Raw genomic sequence first — 16,118 nt, 5'->3', positions numbered from 1 at the left:
GCTGTACTTCCTGTTGTGGGACGCCATCAATGCCCCACGCTAAGCTGGCGGCATGACTGATTTCAATCCTGCCCATGCACGTCTGTTTCCAAAGCAGGGCTTGAGCCTTGGCCTGATGACGCCGGTGGCCGCACACGGCCTGGCCGATCTACTGGAGGCGCGCCGCGTCGCGCGGCTGGCCGACGATCTGGGCTTTGCTGCGCTGTGGACCCGCGATGTGCCGCTGATGGTGCCGCAGGGGCCGGATGCGACCGCCAGTGCGCTGGATGATCCGTTCCTGTGGTTGGGGATGCTGGCCGCGGCGACCGAGCGCATCGTGATCGGCACTGCGGCCATCGTGCTGCCGTTGCGGCAACCGCTGCAGGTAGCGAAATCGGCGCTGACGCTGGACCGGATCAGCGGTGGACGCTTCGTGCTGGGGCTTGGCTCGGGTGATCGACCAGAAGAGTTCGCGGCCTTCGGCGAGGACCTACAGGGCAGGGCGGGCACCTTCCGCGAGCGCTGGTCGCTGCTGCGTGCGGCGCTGTCCCCCGAACCCTCCGAGCGCGCGCCGGTGTTGCAGGCAACCGGTGGATACGACGTACTTCCCGCGCCGGCAAGGCGCATTCCGATGCTGGTGGTCGGTACTGCGCGGCAGAGCCTGCAGTGGATCGCACGCGAGGCCGAAGGCTGGGCGACCTATCATCGCGAAGAGACCGCGCAGGAAGGGCGCATCGGTCTGTGGCAGCAGGCGCTGGCCCAGAGCGGCGGCGCGCCCAAGCCATTCGTGCAGTCGATGCTGCTGGACCTGCAGGCCGATCCAACTGCGCCGGCGGAGCCGCTGCCGCTGGGCCTGAAGGTGGGCCGCGATGGCCTGCGCGCGTACCTGCAACGCGTACACGCGCAGGGTGTGGCGCATGTGATGTTCAACCTGGTGGACAACGGCCGGCCGGTGGACGACGTACTGGGCGAGATCGGCGAGCACGTCCTGCCCGATACGCGTCGGTAGGTGTCCACCTTGGTGGACACGCCGCAGGTATCCGGCATGTTCGCATCTGCGTATCATTCGCATTTGATATCCAGCGCTGGAGCCCTGCGTGACCCACCGTAACCCGCTGCACCCGACCGGGCGCCTTTTCGCCGTCGTCGCCTTCATCGAGGCCATCACCTGGGCCGGTCTGCTGGCCGGCATGTGGCTCAAGTACGGCCCGCAGGCCAACGTCGCGCTGGTGAAGCTGTTCGGGCCGCTGCATGGCGTAGCGTTCCTGGTTTACGTGGCGGTGACTCTGTTTGCGGCGCTGCGCCTGCGCTGGCCATGGTGGGCAACGGGGCTGGCGATGCTGGCTGCGATTCCGCCGCTGGTGACCCTGCCGCTGGAGTGGTGGTTCAAGCGTCGCGGCCTGCTGTCGGTACGCGCAGGGCAGTGATGCACCCGCAGGTGCGTGCCCGTTAAGCGAATGGGTATCAAATGCAAATGCGAGCCGTTATCATTTAAGGATGGCGTCGCCGCCTGACAGGGCGACGTCGCGCGGGGTGCGGATGCGCCCGGCGTTCCTTCCCTGGTTACGGTTGGTGTTCCATGCATGCACGTCCCGTGGTTCCCGGCTTGCCGGCGCTGGTGTTGGCTGCCCTGATCGGCACCATGGCGATGATGTCCTTCGTCGCCGTCATCGGCCCGGTGGTCCGCCTGCTGGGCCTGTCCGAATGGCATGCCGGTCTATCGGTCACGGCCGCGGGCGTGTTGTGGATGCTGGCCGCGCGCCCCTGGGGCCAGCTCAGCGACCGCATCGGCCGCAAGCGCGTGCTGATGCTGGCGATGAGTGCCTACACCGTGGTCTACATCGCGCTGGCGGTGTTCATCGATGTCGCGCTGCTGACAATACCGCCGGTGCTGGTCTCGGTGCTGGTGCTGGTCGGTGCACGTGGCCTGATCGGCCTGTTCTACGCGGCTGTGCCGCCGACCGCTGCCGCGCTGATCGCCGACAAGGCACCCGCCGGCCAACGTGCGAAATTCCTCGCCCGCCTTGGCAGCGCCAACGCGCTGGGGATGGTGCTGGGTCCGGCTGCTGCCGGATGGCTTGCCTACAAGAACCTGCCGCTGGCGCTGTACGTGGCTGCGCTGTTGCCGCTGCTCGCGCTGGGCCTGCTGGCCTGGCGCCTGCCGGCCACGCCGCCGGTGGCAGCCGCACACAGCCGCAACCGCGTACCGCTGTCGCGCCTCGACCCGCGGCTGCGCCTGCCGCAGATGGCCGCGTTCGTGGCGATGGTGTCGGTGACCATCGCCCAGGTCACGGTCGGCTTCTTCGCCATTGATCGTTTCGGCCTGGATGCAGCCGAAGGTGCACGCATGGCCGGCATCGCACTGACTGCAGTCGGCGTGGGCCTGATCCTCGCGCAGGGGCTGGTGATGAAACTGGACGTGCATCCCCGGCGCTGGATCATCCTCGGCGCACTGATCGCAGGCATCGGCTTTGCGTCGGTGGCGGCGGTGCAGCAGACCTGGCAGTTGCCGGCGGCCTACGCGCTTGCAGCGTTCGGCATGGGCTTCGTGTTCCCCTCGTTCCAGGCGTTGGCCGCCGACGCCGTGCAGGCGCACGAACAGGGGGCGGCGGCCGGCACCGTCGCGGCGGCGCAGGGGCTGGGCATGGTGGCCGGGCCGATGCTCGGCACCCTGTTGTATCGCGGCGGCGCCAGCCTGCCTTACCTGCTGGTCGGCGTGCTGCTGCTGGTGCTGTGCGTGCTGGCCGCATCGTATCGGATGAAGGAGACCCCATGAACGATTCCCTGATGCAGGGCGCGTGGCCGGAGGCTGCGTCGATGCTGCCCGAGCCCACCGCCGAAGCGTCGCTGTTCCTGCTGCGGCAGGCCGATCGGCAGATGCACGCGCGCGGCTGCCGCGCACCCTTGCCGACCGGTGTGCTGGCCACGCTGGCCGAGCGCGTGGCGACGTTCTTCGCGCAGCAGCGCGGTGGGCCGGGCCTGCTGGTCGGCGCGGTGCCGTTCGAGCCGCGCGCCGATGATGCGTTGTATCAACCCGAGCGCCTGCTGCCGGCGTTGCCCGTGCAGTCGCAGGCGGCGCCGGCGCTGTCCGGAGCGCTGACTGCCGAGCCCTCGGCGCAGGCGTATGCAGCGGCCGTGGCCGACGCGGTCAGCGCGATGCGCGTGCCGGACCCGGAGCTGCACAAGGTGGTACTGGCGCGCAGCCTGTTGGCGCACACGCAGCAGGCGCTGTCACCGGAAATGCTGCTGGCCCGCCTCGGCACCGATCCTTCGGTGGCGACCTACGCCGTGCCGCTGCCGGTGGACGTTGGCCAGGCGCCGGCATGGCTGGTGGGGGCGACACCGGAGCTGCTGCTGCGCAAACGCGGGGCGCAGGTGCTGTCGCATCCGCTGGCCGGTTCGGCCAGGCGCAGTGCCGATCCGGTTGCGGACGAGCGCGCTGCGCAGGCGTTGCTGGCATCGGCGAAGGATCATGACGAACACCGGCATGTGGTCGACGCCATTGTCGATGGCCTCTCGCCCTGGTGCAGCCATATCGAAGCGCAGCCACGCCCGGTGCTGCACGCCACCGCCAGCATGTGGCATCTGGGTACGCGCATCCACGCCACGCTGAAGGACGCTGCTACGTCGGCGGCCACCCTGCTGGCCGAGCTGCATCCCACCCCGGCCGTCTGCGGTACCCCGCGGCTGCAGGCACTGCAGCGCATCCGTGCGCTGGAACCGGTGCCGCGCGGCTTCTATGCCGGTGCGGTGGGCTGGCTCGATGCGCAGGGGGACGGCGACTGGTATGTGGCGATCCGCTGCGCGCGCCTGCAGGGCACCCAGCTGCGCCTGTATGCCGGCGCCGGCATCGTCGCCGACTCGCAGCCCGAGGCCGAAGTGGCCGAAACCGCCGCCAAGTTTGCTGCCCTGCTGAACGCATTGGGCGTGCAGGACCCGCTGTCCCTGATCGAGGTATCCGCATGACGCCGTCCACCGTTGATTCGCGCCTGCCGCTGCAACAGCAATGGCCTGAAGCGCTGGTCGCGCGCTATCGGGCCGCAGGCCATTGGCGTGGCGAAACCTTCCCGGGTTTCCTGCGCGAACGCGCCGAGCGCCATGCCGATGACATCGCGGTGGTGGCTGGCGATGTGCGCCTGAGCTATGCGCAGCTCTGGCATGAGGCCGGGCGCATCGGCGCCGGGCTGCTGGCGCTGGGCCTGCAACCCGGCGAGCGCGTGCTGGTGCAGCTGGGCAATACGGCCGGTTTCATCGCAACGGTCTGTGGCCTGTTCCGCGCCGGGCTGGTGCCGGTGTACGCGCTGCCGGCACATCGCAGCACCGAGCTGGCCCACTTTGCGCGCAAGGCCGAGGCCAGTGCCTACATCAGTACCGATGTCCATGAAGGCTTCGACCATCGTGGCCTGGCGCGCGCGCTGCAGGCGGAAGTGCCGGCGGTACGCCACGTGCTGATCGACGGCGATGCGGCCGAGTTCGTCGCGCTGGAATCGCTGCAGGGCGATCGCAGCCAGCTGCCGGCCGATCCTGATCCGCAGTCGGTGGCGTTCCTGCAGATCTCCGGCGGCAGCACCGGGCTGTCAAAGCTCATTCCGCGCACGCACGACGATTACATCTACTCGTTCCGAGCCAGCAACGAAATCTGTGGCATCGACCGCGACAGCGTGTACCTGGTTGCGCTGCCGGCAGCACACAACTTCCCGATGAGCTCGCCGGGTTTCTTCGGTGCGCTGTACGCCGGCGCCCGCGTGGTACTCAGCCCAGGCCCCGGCCCGGATGTGGCGTTTCCGTTGATCGCGCGCGAGAAGGTGACCTGCTGTGGTCTGGTGCCGCCCCTGGCGCTGCTGTGGGCGCAGGCGGCGGCGACCAGCCGGCACGATCTGTCCAGCCTGCGGGTGCTGCAGGTCGGGGGAGCGAAGCTGGTGCCGGAAGCCGCGCGGCGGGTCATCGATGGTCTCGGTTGCACGTTGCAGCAGGTGTTCGGCATGGCCGAAGGCCTGGTCAACTACACCCGCCTGGATGACCCGCAGGACCTGGTCGTCGCCTGCCAGGGCAGGCCGATCAGCGAGGATGATGAAGTGCGCGTGGTCGACGACCACGACCAGCCCGTTGCCGAAGGCGAGGTCGGTCATCTGCTCACGCGCGGTCCGTACACCATCCGCAGTTACCACAATGACGCGGCGGCCAACGCGCGCTCGTTCACCGACGACGGCTTCTACCGCACCGGCGACCGCGTGCAGCAGCTGCCCGGCGGCTATCTGGTGGTGCAGGGCCGTGCCGGCGACCACATCAACCGGGCGGGCGAGAAGATCTCCGCCGAGGAGATCGAAGACCATCTGCTGGCCCATCCCAGCGTGTTCGACGCCGCCGTGGTCTCCATTCCTGACGACTACCTGGGCGAGCGCAGCTGTGCCTTCGTGATCCAACAGGGCGAGGCCATCAAGGCGCCGGCGCTGAAGGCGTGGATGCGCGGGCGTGGCCTGGCCGCGTTCAAGGTGCCCGATCAGATTGTTTTCGTGGACAGTTTCGACACCACGGCGGTTGGCAAGATCAGCCGCCGCGAACTGCGCGCGCAGCTGCGCGCGCGTCATCTGCAACAGACAGGAGGAACGCGCTGATGGCGCTGCCCCGCATTACCCCGTATTCCCTGCCGACCGCTGCGGAACTGCCGCAGGCGCGAGGCGCCTGGCGCCCCCAGCGTGATCGCGTTGCCTTGCTGGTACACGACATGCAGCGCTATTTCCTCGCCGCATTCGACGCCGGTAATGCGCCGCTGCAGCCGGCGGTGGACAACATCGCGCGCCTGCTGGGTCATTGCCGTGCGCATGGCATTCCGGTGTTCTACACCGCCCAGCACGGCGACCAGGATCGCCGCGACCGCGGCCTGCAGGCAGACCTGTGGGGCCCGGGCATGGGCCGGCGTGCCGACCACGAGCCGATCATCGACGCACTCGCGCCGCAGCCGGGCGAGCATGTGCTGGTCAAGCACCGCTACAGCGCGTTCCAGCGCAGCAATCTGGAAACGCTGATGCGCGTGCGCGGCCGCGACCAGCTGCTGATCACCGGCGTCTACGCGCATATCGGATGCACCGCGACGGCGGTGGAGGCGTTCCAGCGTGACATCGAGACGTTCATCGCTGCCGATGCCGTGGCCGATTTCTCGCGTGCCGACCATGACCAGGCGCTGCACTGGATCGCCCGCACGTGCGGCGTACCGATGACCACCGACCAGCTGCTGGAGGCAATGTGATGAACGCGACGACCGAAGCCCTGACCCTGGAGCGCATGCGCGCCGACGTCGCCCGCGTGCTGGACTGCCACGCGGCTGACATCGGCGATGATGACAACCTGATCGATCTGGATCTGGATTCGATGCGCATGCTGGGGCTGGTGCTGGCCTGGGGCAACACCGGGCTGCCACTGGAGTTCGCGCAGCTGGCTGAGCACACCACGCTGCGCCAGTGGTGGACGGTAGTGCAGCAGCTGCAGGCCGCGCAGACGGCATGAACGGATCGCCGCTGCCGCTGACCGAGGCGCAGGCAGGGCTGTGGTTTGCCCAGCGGCTGGCACCGCAGAATCCTGCATTCAATACCGCGCACGCGGTGTGGATCGAGGGTTCGCTGGATGTGCCGGCGTTCACCGCTGCCGCCAACCAGGCCGCCGTCGAGGCCGAGGCGCTGGCGTTGCGTTTCGCCGAGGCCGAGGACGGCCAGCCCGTGCAGTGGCACGAGCCCGCGCGGGTGCCATTGCTGCAGCTGCGCGATGTCGCCGCGGCCGATGATCCGCAGCAGATGGCGCGCGCGGCGATGCTGGCTGACCGCTGCAGCGCGGTCGACCCGACCCGCGACCGGCTGAGCCAGCAGGTGCTGTTCGACCTGGGTGGCCAGCGCTGGGCCTGGTACCTGCGCGTGCATCACCTGGCCACCGATGGCTATGGCATGGCGCTGTTCACTGACCGCGTCTGCGCCCTGTATGCGGGGCGCACCGGTAGTGCGCTGCCAGGGTTGGCGGGCGTGCTGGCCGATGATGCCAGCTACCGCAGTGATGCGCGCCGCGACGTCGACCGGCAGTGGTGGTTGCAGGCGCTGCAGGGCGCCCCGGCCTCCACCGGCCTGGCCGGCACCGCCGCGGCCAGTGACGATGCACTGCGCTGGGTGCAGCCGGTGGCCCCCGCCTTGCGCGAGCGCCTGCTGCAGGTCTCGGCATCGTGGTTGCAGCCGTGGCCGGATGTGCTTGCCGCGTTGGCCGCCGAGTATGTGCGTCGCATGAGCGCGTCCGAGGAAGTCGTGCTCGGGGTGCCGTACATGGCGCGGCTTGGCAACGCGGCGGCGCGGGTGCCGGCGATGGTGATGAACGTGCTGCCGCTGCGGGTAGCGGGCGGCGAGGGCGGCGTCGAGGAATTCTGCCGGTGCATCGGGCGCCAGCTCAGCCAGAGCCGCAAGCATGGGCGCTACCGTGGCGAACAGCTGCGTCGTGACCTCGGCCTGGTCGGTGCACAGCACCGTCTGCATGGGCCGTTGATCAACGTACAGCCGTTCTACAAGCCGCTGGCGCTGCCGGGTGTGCAGGCCTCACTGGAAGTGCTGAGCACCGGCCCGGTTGACGACCTGACACTGGGCTTCCGTGGCGATGGACAGACCCTGCTGGATCTGGAGATTGAAGCAAACCCGGCCCTGTATGGGCTGGATGACATGAAGGCGCATGCCCGGCGGCTGCTGCATTTCGTGTCGGCCGCGCTGCTGGCCGAAGACATCGCGACGGTGCCACTGGCCACGCCGGAAGAATCGAAGCAGGTCGTGCATGGCTTCAATGCCACCACGCATGCGCTGCCTGACACCACCCTGGTCGAACTGCTGCAGCAGGGCATGGACCGCGATCCGTCGGCAGCGGCGCTGGTGTTCGGCGATACGACGCTGGACCATGCTGCGCTGGAGGCCCGCAGCTTCGCCCTGGCCGCGCAGCTGCGCTCGCTGGGCGTGGGCCCGGGCACGGTCGTTGCCGTAGCGCTGCCGCGTTCGCTGGAACTGGTGGTTGCGTTGCTGGCGGTGCTGCGTGCAGGCGGCGCATACCTGCCACTGGACCTTGCCCATCCCGCGGAGCGCCTGGCGCGGATTCTGGCGTCGGCGCAACCGGTCTGCGTATTGGCAGAGGCCGGCGTGCAATCCCCTCTTTCAGATGTGCCGGTGCTGCCGCCGGAGCAGTGGACCGACCTGAGCTTTGCCGCACCCTGGCCGGGCCCGATGGGCGACGATGCGGCCTATGTGATCTATACCTCCGGTTCGACCGGCGAGCCCAAGGGCGTGGTGATCGAACACCGCGCCATCGTCAATCGCCTGCTGTGGATGCGCGAGCACTATGGCATTGGTGCCGACGACCGGATTCTGCAGAAGACCCCGGCAACGTTCGACGTATCGGTCTGGGAATTCTTCCTGCCACTGCTGTGCGGCGCGACGCTGGTGTTGGCGGGGCCGGACGCACACCGCGACCCGACCGAGCTGGCGCGATTGATCCGCGTCCATGGTGTCACCACCGCACATTTCGTACCGTCGATGCTGGATGCGTTCCTGGCGGCACCGGCCTCACAGGACCTGCGGCTGCGGCGCGTGTTCACCAGTGGCGAGGCGCTGGATGCCGCACTGCGTGACCGCTTCCACGCGAGAATGCAATCCGAACTGCACAACCTCTACGGGCCGACCGAAGCGGCAGTGGATGTGAGCTGGTGGCCGGCGTCGGCCGATGACCGCTCGCGCCCGGTGCCGATCGGTTTCCCGGTCTGGAACACCCGCCTGTATGTGCTGGACGCACGGATGCAGCCCGTGCCGGTGGGCGTGGCCGGTGACCTGTACCTCGGCGGTGTGCAGTTGGCGCGCGGCTATCTCGGCCGCGACGACCTGACGGCCGAGCGCTTCCTGGCGGATCCGTTCCTGCCGGGTGAGCGCATCTACCGCACCGGCGACGTGGCACGCTGGCGGGGCGACGGTGCTGTCGAGTACCTGGGGCGCAGCGACCATCAGGTAAAGCTGCGCGGCCTGCGCATCGAACTTGGCGAGATTGAAGCAGCGTTGCGCGAGCTGCCTGGAATGGACCGGGTGGAAGTGCTGTTGCGCGATGATCTACCCGGCGAGGCGCGGTTGGTCGCCTATGTGCCGACGGCGCTGTTCGATGCAGCGGCGCTGCGCAGCCATCTGCTGGCGCGGGTGCCGGACTACATGGTGCCGTCTGCATTCGTGGGCGTGGATCAGTGGCCGGTGACCGCCAATGGCAAGCTGGACCGGTCTGCGCTGCCGAAACCGCCGCAGCAGGACGTTGCGGGGCAGGCGCCGCGTACGCCGCTGGAGCAGGAACTGGCCGGGCTGTTCGCACAGGCGCTGGGGCGTGAACTGCCGGTGGCGGTTGATGTGGATTTCTTCAGCATCGGAGGCGACTCTCTGTCGGCCGTGCACCTGCTGCTGGCCATCGAGCAGCGCTGGCGTTGCGAGCTGGGGCTGGGCGCGCTGTTCGCGCAACCGACCGTAGCCGCGCTGGCGGCTCGCATTGCCGAGCCGCCCGCACGCGCCGATCACGCGCTGGGGCCGGTGATTGCGCTGTCTGCATCCGACGAGGCAACCGCAGCCCCCCTGTTCGTGCTGCACCCGGCAGGCGGCATTGCCTGGAACTATCGCGCACTGGCCCGGGCGCTGCAGCCAACGCGCGCGGTGTACGGGCTTCAGTCACCCGCGCTCAACCCCACGCAACCGCTGCCAGGCAGCATCGAGGCCATGGCCAATGACTATGTGCAGCGGGTGATCACGCTGCAGCCACAGGGGCCGATCCATCTGCTCGGCTGGTCGGTGGGGGGCATCCTCGCGCAGGCGATGGCCGTGCGCCTGCACGACATCGGCCGCGAGGTCGGCGAACTGGTGCTGCTCGATGCCTATCCCAGCGAATGCTGGCGTGCCGAACCGGAGCCCGACCCGATCGCGGCGCTGCGGGCGCTGTTGGCCATCGCCGGGCATGACCCGGACGCGCATCCGGAACTGGACGATCGCGAGCGCATCCTCGCTTTCCTGCGGCGCGGCGGCAGCGCGCTGGGCAGCCTGCCCGAGGTGGTGCTCGACGGCGTGGTACGGGCGGTGACCGGAACCAATCGACTGATCCGCGAACACCAGCACCGACCCTTCGTCGGAACGCTGGCGCATGTGCGGGCCGGACGCGATCATCAGGCACGGCCGCAGTTGCAGTCCGCGCTGTGGAAGGCACATGCGCTGCAGGTGGATGCCATCGAGCTGCCGTTCCTGCACGCCGAACTGACCGGGCGTGATGCGGTGGCGCAGCTGGCACCGTGGTTGTCGGCGCGGCTGCAGCAGTGGGACAGGCAACAGGAGAGCGCAACATGCAGCTGACGGGTTTTGAAGGGAATGTGGCGCTGGTGACCGGCGCAGCGGGCGGTATCGGTGCGGCGCTGGTCGGGCAACTGCTGGACGCAGGGTGCCGGGTCGTGGCAACCGATCGCGAGCGACCTGCGCTGGCAGCCGACGATGGTCGCGTGCAGGCTTTTGCACTGGACGTCACCGACGGCGCGGCCGTGGACGCGCTGGTAAACCAGGTGGAAGCCACGGTGGGACCGATCATGTTGGCGGCCAGCGTGGCGGGCGTGCTGCATGTCGGTGAGGTCGTGGACACCCGTGACGCGGATTGGCGCAGGGTGTTCGCGGTCAATGCCGATGGTGTGTTCCATGTGGGCCGCGCACTGGCACGGGTGATGTCGCCGCGCCGGCAAGGTGCCATCGTGACCGTCAGTTCCAACGCGGCGGGCGTGCCACGGCATGGCATGGCCTCCTATGCCGCCTCGAAGGCGGCGGCGACGATGTTCACCCGCTGCCTGGGCCTGGAGCTGGCACCGTTGGGCATCCGCTGCAACATCGTTGCGCCGGGATCCACGCTGACCCCGATGCAGACCGGCATGTGGGAAGACGAGCAGGGCGCGGCACGGGTGATCGCCGGCAATCCGGCCACCTACAAGGCGGGTATCCCCTTGCGCAAGCTGGCCACGCCGGAGGACATCGCGCAGGCAGTGATGTTCCTGCTGTCCGAGCAGGCCGGGCACGTGGCGATGAGTGACCTGTATGTGGACGGTGGCGCCACGCTGCGCGGGTGACGGGGCCGGGCGCCGCCGGGTGAGGTTCATGGGTTGCCGGCCAGCGGCCGGCACTACCATGGGGCAGGCGCGATGGGCTTGTGCGTTGGCGTGGGTTGCCGGCCAGCGGCCGGCACTACCACCGGTCGGACGTGACGGGCTTTTGCGTTGGGTAGTGCCGGCCGCTGGCCGGCAACCCCAGCAGACTGTCAGCAACATCCTCATGGAATCTCGCGCTGTTCCCCGACAGCCAGCGAGGTCTGCCTGATCCACGATGGGCCATGAGCAGCGATCTCCTGCGCCACGGGCGGCGCTCCATCATCGGTCAGGTATATGTGCTGACCACGACAACATGCCAGCGCCGCCGACGCTTTGAATGCGGCGCTACCGCAGGCTGCGTCTCCAGCCAGTTTGAGGAACTGGAGCGACAAGGCCTGGTCCAGTCACTGGCATGGGTGGTGATGCCGGATCATGTGCATTGGATGTTGCAACTACGTGCGTCGGAGCTGTCGGGTATCGCCCGTCGGTTCAAATCATCCAGCGCGTTGGCCTTGAATCGGCTGGTCGGTCGTCGCGGCGTGGTCTGGCAGTCCGGGTACTTCGATCATGCGGTCAGGGCAGAGGAATCGTTGCATCGCCAGGCTCTGTATATCCTGGGCAATCCCATTCGGGCGGGCCTGGCCAGGGAGATTGGCCAGTATCCCTATGCGTGGTCGATCTGGTAGTGCCGGCCGCTGGCCGGCAACCAGGCGGTGTTTCCGGAGATTCATGAGGCTGCCGGCCAGCGGCCGGCACTACCATGGGGCAGGCGCGCGGGTTTTTCCTGTCGGGTAGTGCCGGCCGCTGGCCGGCAACCAAGCGGTGCGTCCGGAGGTTCATGAGGCTGCCGGCCAGCGGCCGGCACTACCACCGGTCGGGGTTTGTGAGGTTGCCGGCCAGCGGCCGGCACTACGGCAGGGTGAGCCGATACACCAGCACCCGGTTGTCGTTGTCGTACGCACTGTCGCAGTGCTCGCCCTGCATGCGGCAGTTGCGGGCGGTGAAGTCGTTGTCGTTGCCGATCAGCAGCAGTACGTCGTTCGGGTGCTCTGGATCAAGCGCCGGCAACACGTCCATTGCCTCCCACTTCTCCGACAGCAATCCCGGGTGAGGGCCGCGCCCTGTATCCAGGTCCAGCCCGGCCCGGGCCAGCTGCGGCCGGTCGAGCAGGTTCAGCACCTCTTTGACGTTGGCGGGCACGATGCCGGTCTTCAACATGGCGTCAGCGGGATCGGCCAGCACCGATGCCGTGCCGGTCTCATAGGCCGTGTCCACCAGATTGGAGGCCTGCGCCACGTTCACCAGCAGCACCGATTTGTAGACGATCGGGTCGTCGCTCTCCTTGCCCAGTCCATTGCCATCGCGTGCCAGCATCAGGAAACGCTCGTTGTCCAGCGCACGCAGCTCGCTCTGTGCAGCGGTACGGTCGAGCTTGCCTTTGCCGTCGTGGGCGTAGGCGGGCAGGATCATCACATGGTGGCCCACCGGTTGCGTCGGCGTCGGGTTGGCAGACACGTCGTAGACCAGTACGCGGGTGTTGATGCGGCCGGCGGCATTGCCCGCCGCGCTGTCCTGCATCAGCGCGCTCTGCAGGGCAACGAACAGCCGTGTGCCGTCGGGCGACAGGCCCATGCCTTCCACGCCCTGGTTGTTGCGGCGCCCGGTCTGCGGCGGGGCCAATGATCCAAAGGCAGGCTTGCCATCACGTTGTGGCTGGATCGCCTGCGGCGGCACGATCACGCCCTGCAGCTGACCCTGTGCGTTGAAGTAATAGACGTTGGCGGTGTACTCGTCGCCGATGTAGAAGTGGCCGTCGGCAGTGAACTGCAGCGATTCGGCATCAAGCGCGACCTTGCCGGCCCCCGCGCCCACGGCCGGCGAGGGCAGCACAACGCCACGCTGGATGATGGTGTGATCACCCGGGTCGGCACCGGTGAATGGCTGGCCGTTGTAGTCCTTCAGCACCAGCCCCTTTTCCGGCTTCATCGTCAGCGTGCCGAAGCTCTCTGGCTTGCCCGCCGGCCAGTCGATACGCAGCTGCATGCGCTCCAGGCGACCGGCGTAGTCGTAGAACAGGCCGGCTTCCGGATCGTTGCGACCGCGGTCGGGCAGGGTCCACAGCACCCCTTCATAGCCACGCGCGGTACGCCGCCACGTGCCCGGCTGTACCGCCAACGACGAGAACGAGCCCAGCGTATCGCCGAGGAAGTCCACGGTGCCGGCCGGCAATCGTCCGGCGGCGACCAATCCCTTGTCCACGTAAGTGAAGCTGGCCACGTCCACCGCGCGTGGTGGCATGCCGCGGGCTTCATGCGGTGCGTTGTAGCCGCTGACCGAGAGCGCGGCCAACAGCAGGGCAGTAACGGACATCAATGGACTCCTCGGCCGGCGATCAGAAACGGATGTCGATGGTACCGAACACCTGGCGCGGTGCCGACGCATGGAACACATACAGCTTGCCGGCCGGGTCGCTGGGGGCGAACACGCTCGAGTCCAGGTTGCTGGCGTAGCGCTTGTCACCCACATTGGTCACGTTCAGCGACAGGCGCATGCCCTTGGCGAAGCCAACCTGACCGAAATCGTAGCCACCGGCCAGGTCGAACACGGTGAAGCCACCAAAGCCCTGGTCGTTGGTATAGGTGTAGAAGCGTTCGCCGGTGTACTTGCCGCGTAGGCTGGCGAACCAGCCGTTGTCGCGCCAGGTGATTTCGGTGGCCAGCAGCTGCTTGGGCGTGTCGGTCTGGATCTTGCCCTTGATCTGCTGCTCGACGCCGGCCTGGGTGTAGTTGGAGGCATACGTCGAGCGGTTCAGCGACGCCGAGGTGTACCAGCTGAAGTGCTCGTTCGGTGTCCACAGCACGGTCAGTTCAGCACCGCGGCTGTCGACGCCGCCGACATTGTAGAAACGGTTGCCGCAGGTGGGGCCGACCGGCTGCCGCGAATCGCAGGGGTTGTACTGCAGCAGGCGATTGTCAAAGCGCACGCTGTAGGCAGCGACCGATGCCTGCAACGTATCTGTGACGAAGCGATAGCCCGCCTCCAGCGAGCGTGATTCTTCCGGCTTCAGGTTGCCCTGCGCGTTCCAGGTGGCTTGGCTGACCGCTTGTGGGCCAAGTTTGAAGCCGCCCTGGAACATGGCGATGTTCTCGGCGTAGCTGGCGAACACTTCGTGATGCTCGCTGAGGCGGAAGTTGGCACCCACGCTGGGCAGGAAATTCCTGCTGGCCTTCAGCGAACCGGTGGCGAACTGGTTGTTCGAGCTCGGCAGGATCGGTGTCTTCGCATCGCCCGGCAGCGCCTGCGCATCGGAGGTGGCGTGCGGGCTCTTGGCGCCGAACTCCAGGGTCAGGCGGTCATCGAGCAGGCGCCAGGTGTCCTTCAGGAAGAACTGGTGGGTCTTCCAGCGCGTACGCTGGGCGAACACGCCCACATCCGAGGGCAGGGTGTTCATGCCGCTGAGGTCGCGTGGACCGTCCACCGCCGTCTGGTAGCGTTCGGCGCTGCTGGTGTTGCGTTCGTACCAGAGGCCACCTTCGAGGCGGTGTGCGCCCAGCTCCCAATCGAAGGACAGCGTGCCGCCATCGCGGTCGATGGTGTAGATGGTGTTGCGGAAGATGATCGGGATTTCCTGCGCGGTGCCTTTGTTCGACCACGCACCGCTGTTCCAGTTGTGGCCTTCGCCGCGGTCATCGTGGTGGTAGGCCAGTGCCCGCAGGCTGAAGCCATCTGCCAGGAAGAAATCACCGGCCAGGTAGTACAGGTTGTCATCGCGCAGGATCTGCCCGGCGGTGAATGCGCCGTCGGCGTCCCTGTCCGGACCGCTGTTGTCGCACTTCTTCGCGTTGAGGCTGGCGGTGTTGCAGTAGGCCTTGGCCACGGCCTTGTTCCAGTCCGGTGCGTAGCCGCCCCAGTCCCAGCCCAGGCCGCGGGACATCTCGTCCTTGGACAGGTAGAAGTAGTCCGCCTGGCTGGTCCGCGAAGTGTCGACGAAACCTGTGATCTGGCCGCTGCCGAAGTTCCATACGCCCTTCGCGTTGAACTGCTGGGTAGTGGATTTGTTGTACGCGGTCTGGTCGTTCCACAGGTCCGAGACTGCGTTCATGCCCGATACGTAGCCGGAGAATCCGTTGTACTCGCCGCTGTCCACGCGCACGAAGGTGCGACGGTTGGCATCGCTGCCGAAGGTCTGCACCACGCGGCCGCCCAGTTCCTGCGCCGGGCGGTCGGAGGTATAGGAAATGGTGCCGCCGAGGTTGCTGGTGGACGGCGTGCCGAGGCTGCCGATGCCCACCGCCAGTTCGGCGCCCGCCATGTTCTCGCTGATCAGCGCACGGTTGATGGTCAGGCCGTTGTAGTTGTTGTACGCACCATCGCCCAGCGGCACGCCGTCCAGCGTGTAGCCCAGGCGGGTGGAGTTGAAACCGCGCAGGCTCAGGGTCATCGACTGTTCATTGGTGCCCAGCGCGTCGGCCGACTGCGCGTTGACGCCGGGCAGCAGGTTGAGCGTCTTCTGCAGGCTGGTACCCGGCGGCAGGATGTCCAGGTTCTCGCGGGTGATGCGCTGCACCTGGCGCGCCTCGCCACTGCCGATGACTGAAACCGCATCGAGTTCAGTGGCGGACGTGCCAGTGGAGGTCGGGACAGCATCCTGCGCCCAGGCCGCGGGAGCAAGCGCGATCGACAGCGCAGCGGCCAACAAAGTCTTCGTCATGTTACGGACACTCAGGCAGGTACGAGCCGCCGCATGGACGCGGAGCTCATGGATTTCGAAAGGGGAGACAGCCGATGCGACCGGCGGACGCTGCGGATGCCGTGGGTCAGCGTGAAAATGGTGCGCTAGACAGATGACTGTCTGGTGACATGTCTATCTGGGCCGTTGACTGCCCGTGTGGCGGGGTTCCTGTGCACGTCAAACGACCGGCGTACCGTTGTGGTAGATGCCAACTTTGGTTGGCATGCTCTGGCGGTCGGATATAGCAGGACTATG

At 67.6% G+C, this 16,118-nt stretch carries 12 protein-coding genes; 10 read left to right on the top strand and 2 right to left on the bottom strand.

The features are described from left to right. Positions 1 to 52 precede the first annotated feature (52 nt). The 10 genes from CLM74_RS12500 to CLM74_RS12455 all read left to right on the top strand — a co-directional run bounded on the left by CLM74_RS12500 (position 53) and on the right by CLM74_RS12455 (position 11,817). The gene (locus CLM74_RS12500; RefSeq protein WP_105164223.1) at positions 53 to 988 is read left to right on the top strand and encodes a TIGR03571 family LLM class oxidoreductase; all 936 of its coding nucleotides are present in this window, start codon (positions 53 to 55) and stop codon (positions 986 to 988) included. Positions 989 to 1,076: 88 nt separating this feature from the next. Continuing rightward, positions 1,077 to 1,406, top strand: a complete 330-nt coding sequence (locus tag CLM74_RS12495) for a DUF3817 domain-containing protein (protein ID WP_234003346.1) — start codon at positions 1,077 to 1,079, stop codon at positions 1,404 to 1,406. Between the two features lie 152 nt (positions 1,407 to 1,558). Continuing rightward, positions 1,559 to 2,755 carry an MFS transporter gene (locus CLM74_RS12490; protein ID WP_105164222.1) on the top strand — a complete coding sequence of 399 codons (1,197 nt, stop codon included), beginning with the start codon at positions 1,559 to 1,561 and terminating at the stop codon, positions 2,753 to 2,755. After that, entirely contained in the window at positions 2,752 to 3,945 is a 1,194-nt protein-coding gene (locus CLM74_RS12485; RefSeq protein WP_025878585.1) for an isochorismate synthase, read from the top strand. The genes CLM74_RS12490 and CLM74_RS12485 overlap by 4 nt, the downstream gene beginning before the upstream one ends. Continuing rightward, complete coding sequence (locus tag CLM74_RS12480) at positions 3,942 to 5,594, top strand: AMP-binding protein (protein ID WP_105164221.1); 1,653 nt, start codon at positions 3,942 to 3,944, stop codon at positions 5,592 to 5,594. The genes CLM74_RS12485 and CLM74_RS12480 overlap by 4 nt, the downstream gene beginning before the upstream one ends. Next, entirely contained in the window at positions 5,594 to 6,226 is a 633-nt protein-coding gene (locus tag CLM74_RS12475) for an isochorismatase family protein (RefSeq protein WP_100436433.1), read from the top strand. Before CLM74_RS12480 ends, CLM74_RS12475 begins: the two co-directional genes overlap by 1 nt. Further along, positions 6,226 to 6,483, top strand: coding sequence for a phosphopantetheine-binding protein (locus CLM74_RS12470; RefSeq protein WP_105164220.1), 258 nt, complete (start codon positions 6,226 to 6,228; stop codon positions 6,481 to 6,483). Before CLM74_RS12475 ends, CLM74_RS12470 begins: the two co-directional genes overlap by 1 nt. Continuing rightward, positions 6,480 to 10,358: a non-ribosomal peptide synthetase gene (locus tag CLM74_RS12465; RefSeq protein WP_105164219.1), complete on the top strand. Its 3,879-nt coding sequence runs from the start codon at positions 6,480 to 6,482 to the stop codon at positions 10,356 to 10,358. Before CLM74_RS12470 ends, CLM74_RS12465 begins: the two co-directional genes overlap by 4 nt. Next, positions 10,349 to 11,113 (top strand): 2,3-dihydro-2,3-dihydroxybenzoate dehydrogenase, encoded by a 765-nt coding sequence (locus tag CLM74_RS12460; protein ID WP_105164218.1) that lies wholly within the window; start codon positions 10,349 to 10,351, stop codon positions 11,111 to 11,113. The genes CLM74_RS12465 and CLM74_RS12460 overlap by 10 nt, the downstream gene beginning before the upstream one ends. A 260-nt stretch (positions 11,114 to 11,373) precedes the next feature. Then, entirely contained in the window at positions 11,374 to 11,817 is a 444-nt protein-coding gene (locus CLM74_RS12455) for a transposase (RefSeq protein ID WP_025878591.1), read from the top strand. A 223-nt stretch (positions 11,818 to 12,040) separates the two neighbouring features. Here CLM74_RS12455 and CLM74_RS12450 read toward each other — a convergent pair whose 3' ends face one another. Together CLM74_RS12450 and CLM74_RS12445 are read right to left on the bottom strand one after the other, a co-directional pair. Further along, the gene (locus CLM74_RS12450) at positions 12,041 to 13,501 is read right to left on the bottom strand and encodes an esterase-like activity of phytase family protein (protein ID WP_105164217.1); all 1,461 of its coding nucleotides are present in this window, start codon (positions 13,499 to 13,501) and stop codon (positions 12,041 to 12,043) included. Between the two features lie 22 nt (positions 13,502 to 13,523). Beyond that, positions 13,524 to 15,842 (bottom strand): TonB-dependent receptor, encoded by a 2,319-nt coding sequence (locus tag CLM74_RS12445; protein WP_105164216.1) that lies wholly within the window; start codon positions 15,840 to 15,842, stop codon positions 13,524 to 13,526. Positions 15,843 to 16,118: the final 276 nt, after the last annotated feature.

The sequence above is a fragment of the Stenotrophomonas sp. MYb57 genome (assembly GCF_002966815.1).
Lineage (GTDB): Bacteria > Pseudomonadota > Gammaproteobacteria > Xanthomonadales > Xanthomonadaceae > Stenotrophomonas > Stenotrophomonas indicatrix.
This window is presented reverse-complemented; position numbering and strand designations above follow the sequence as displayed.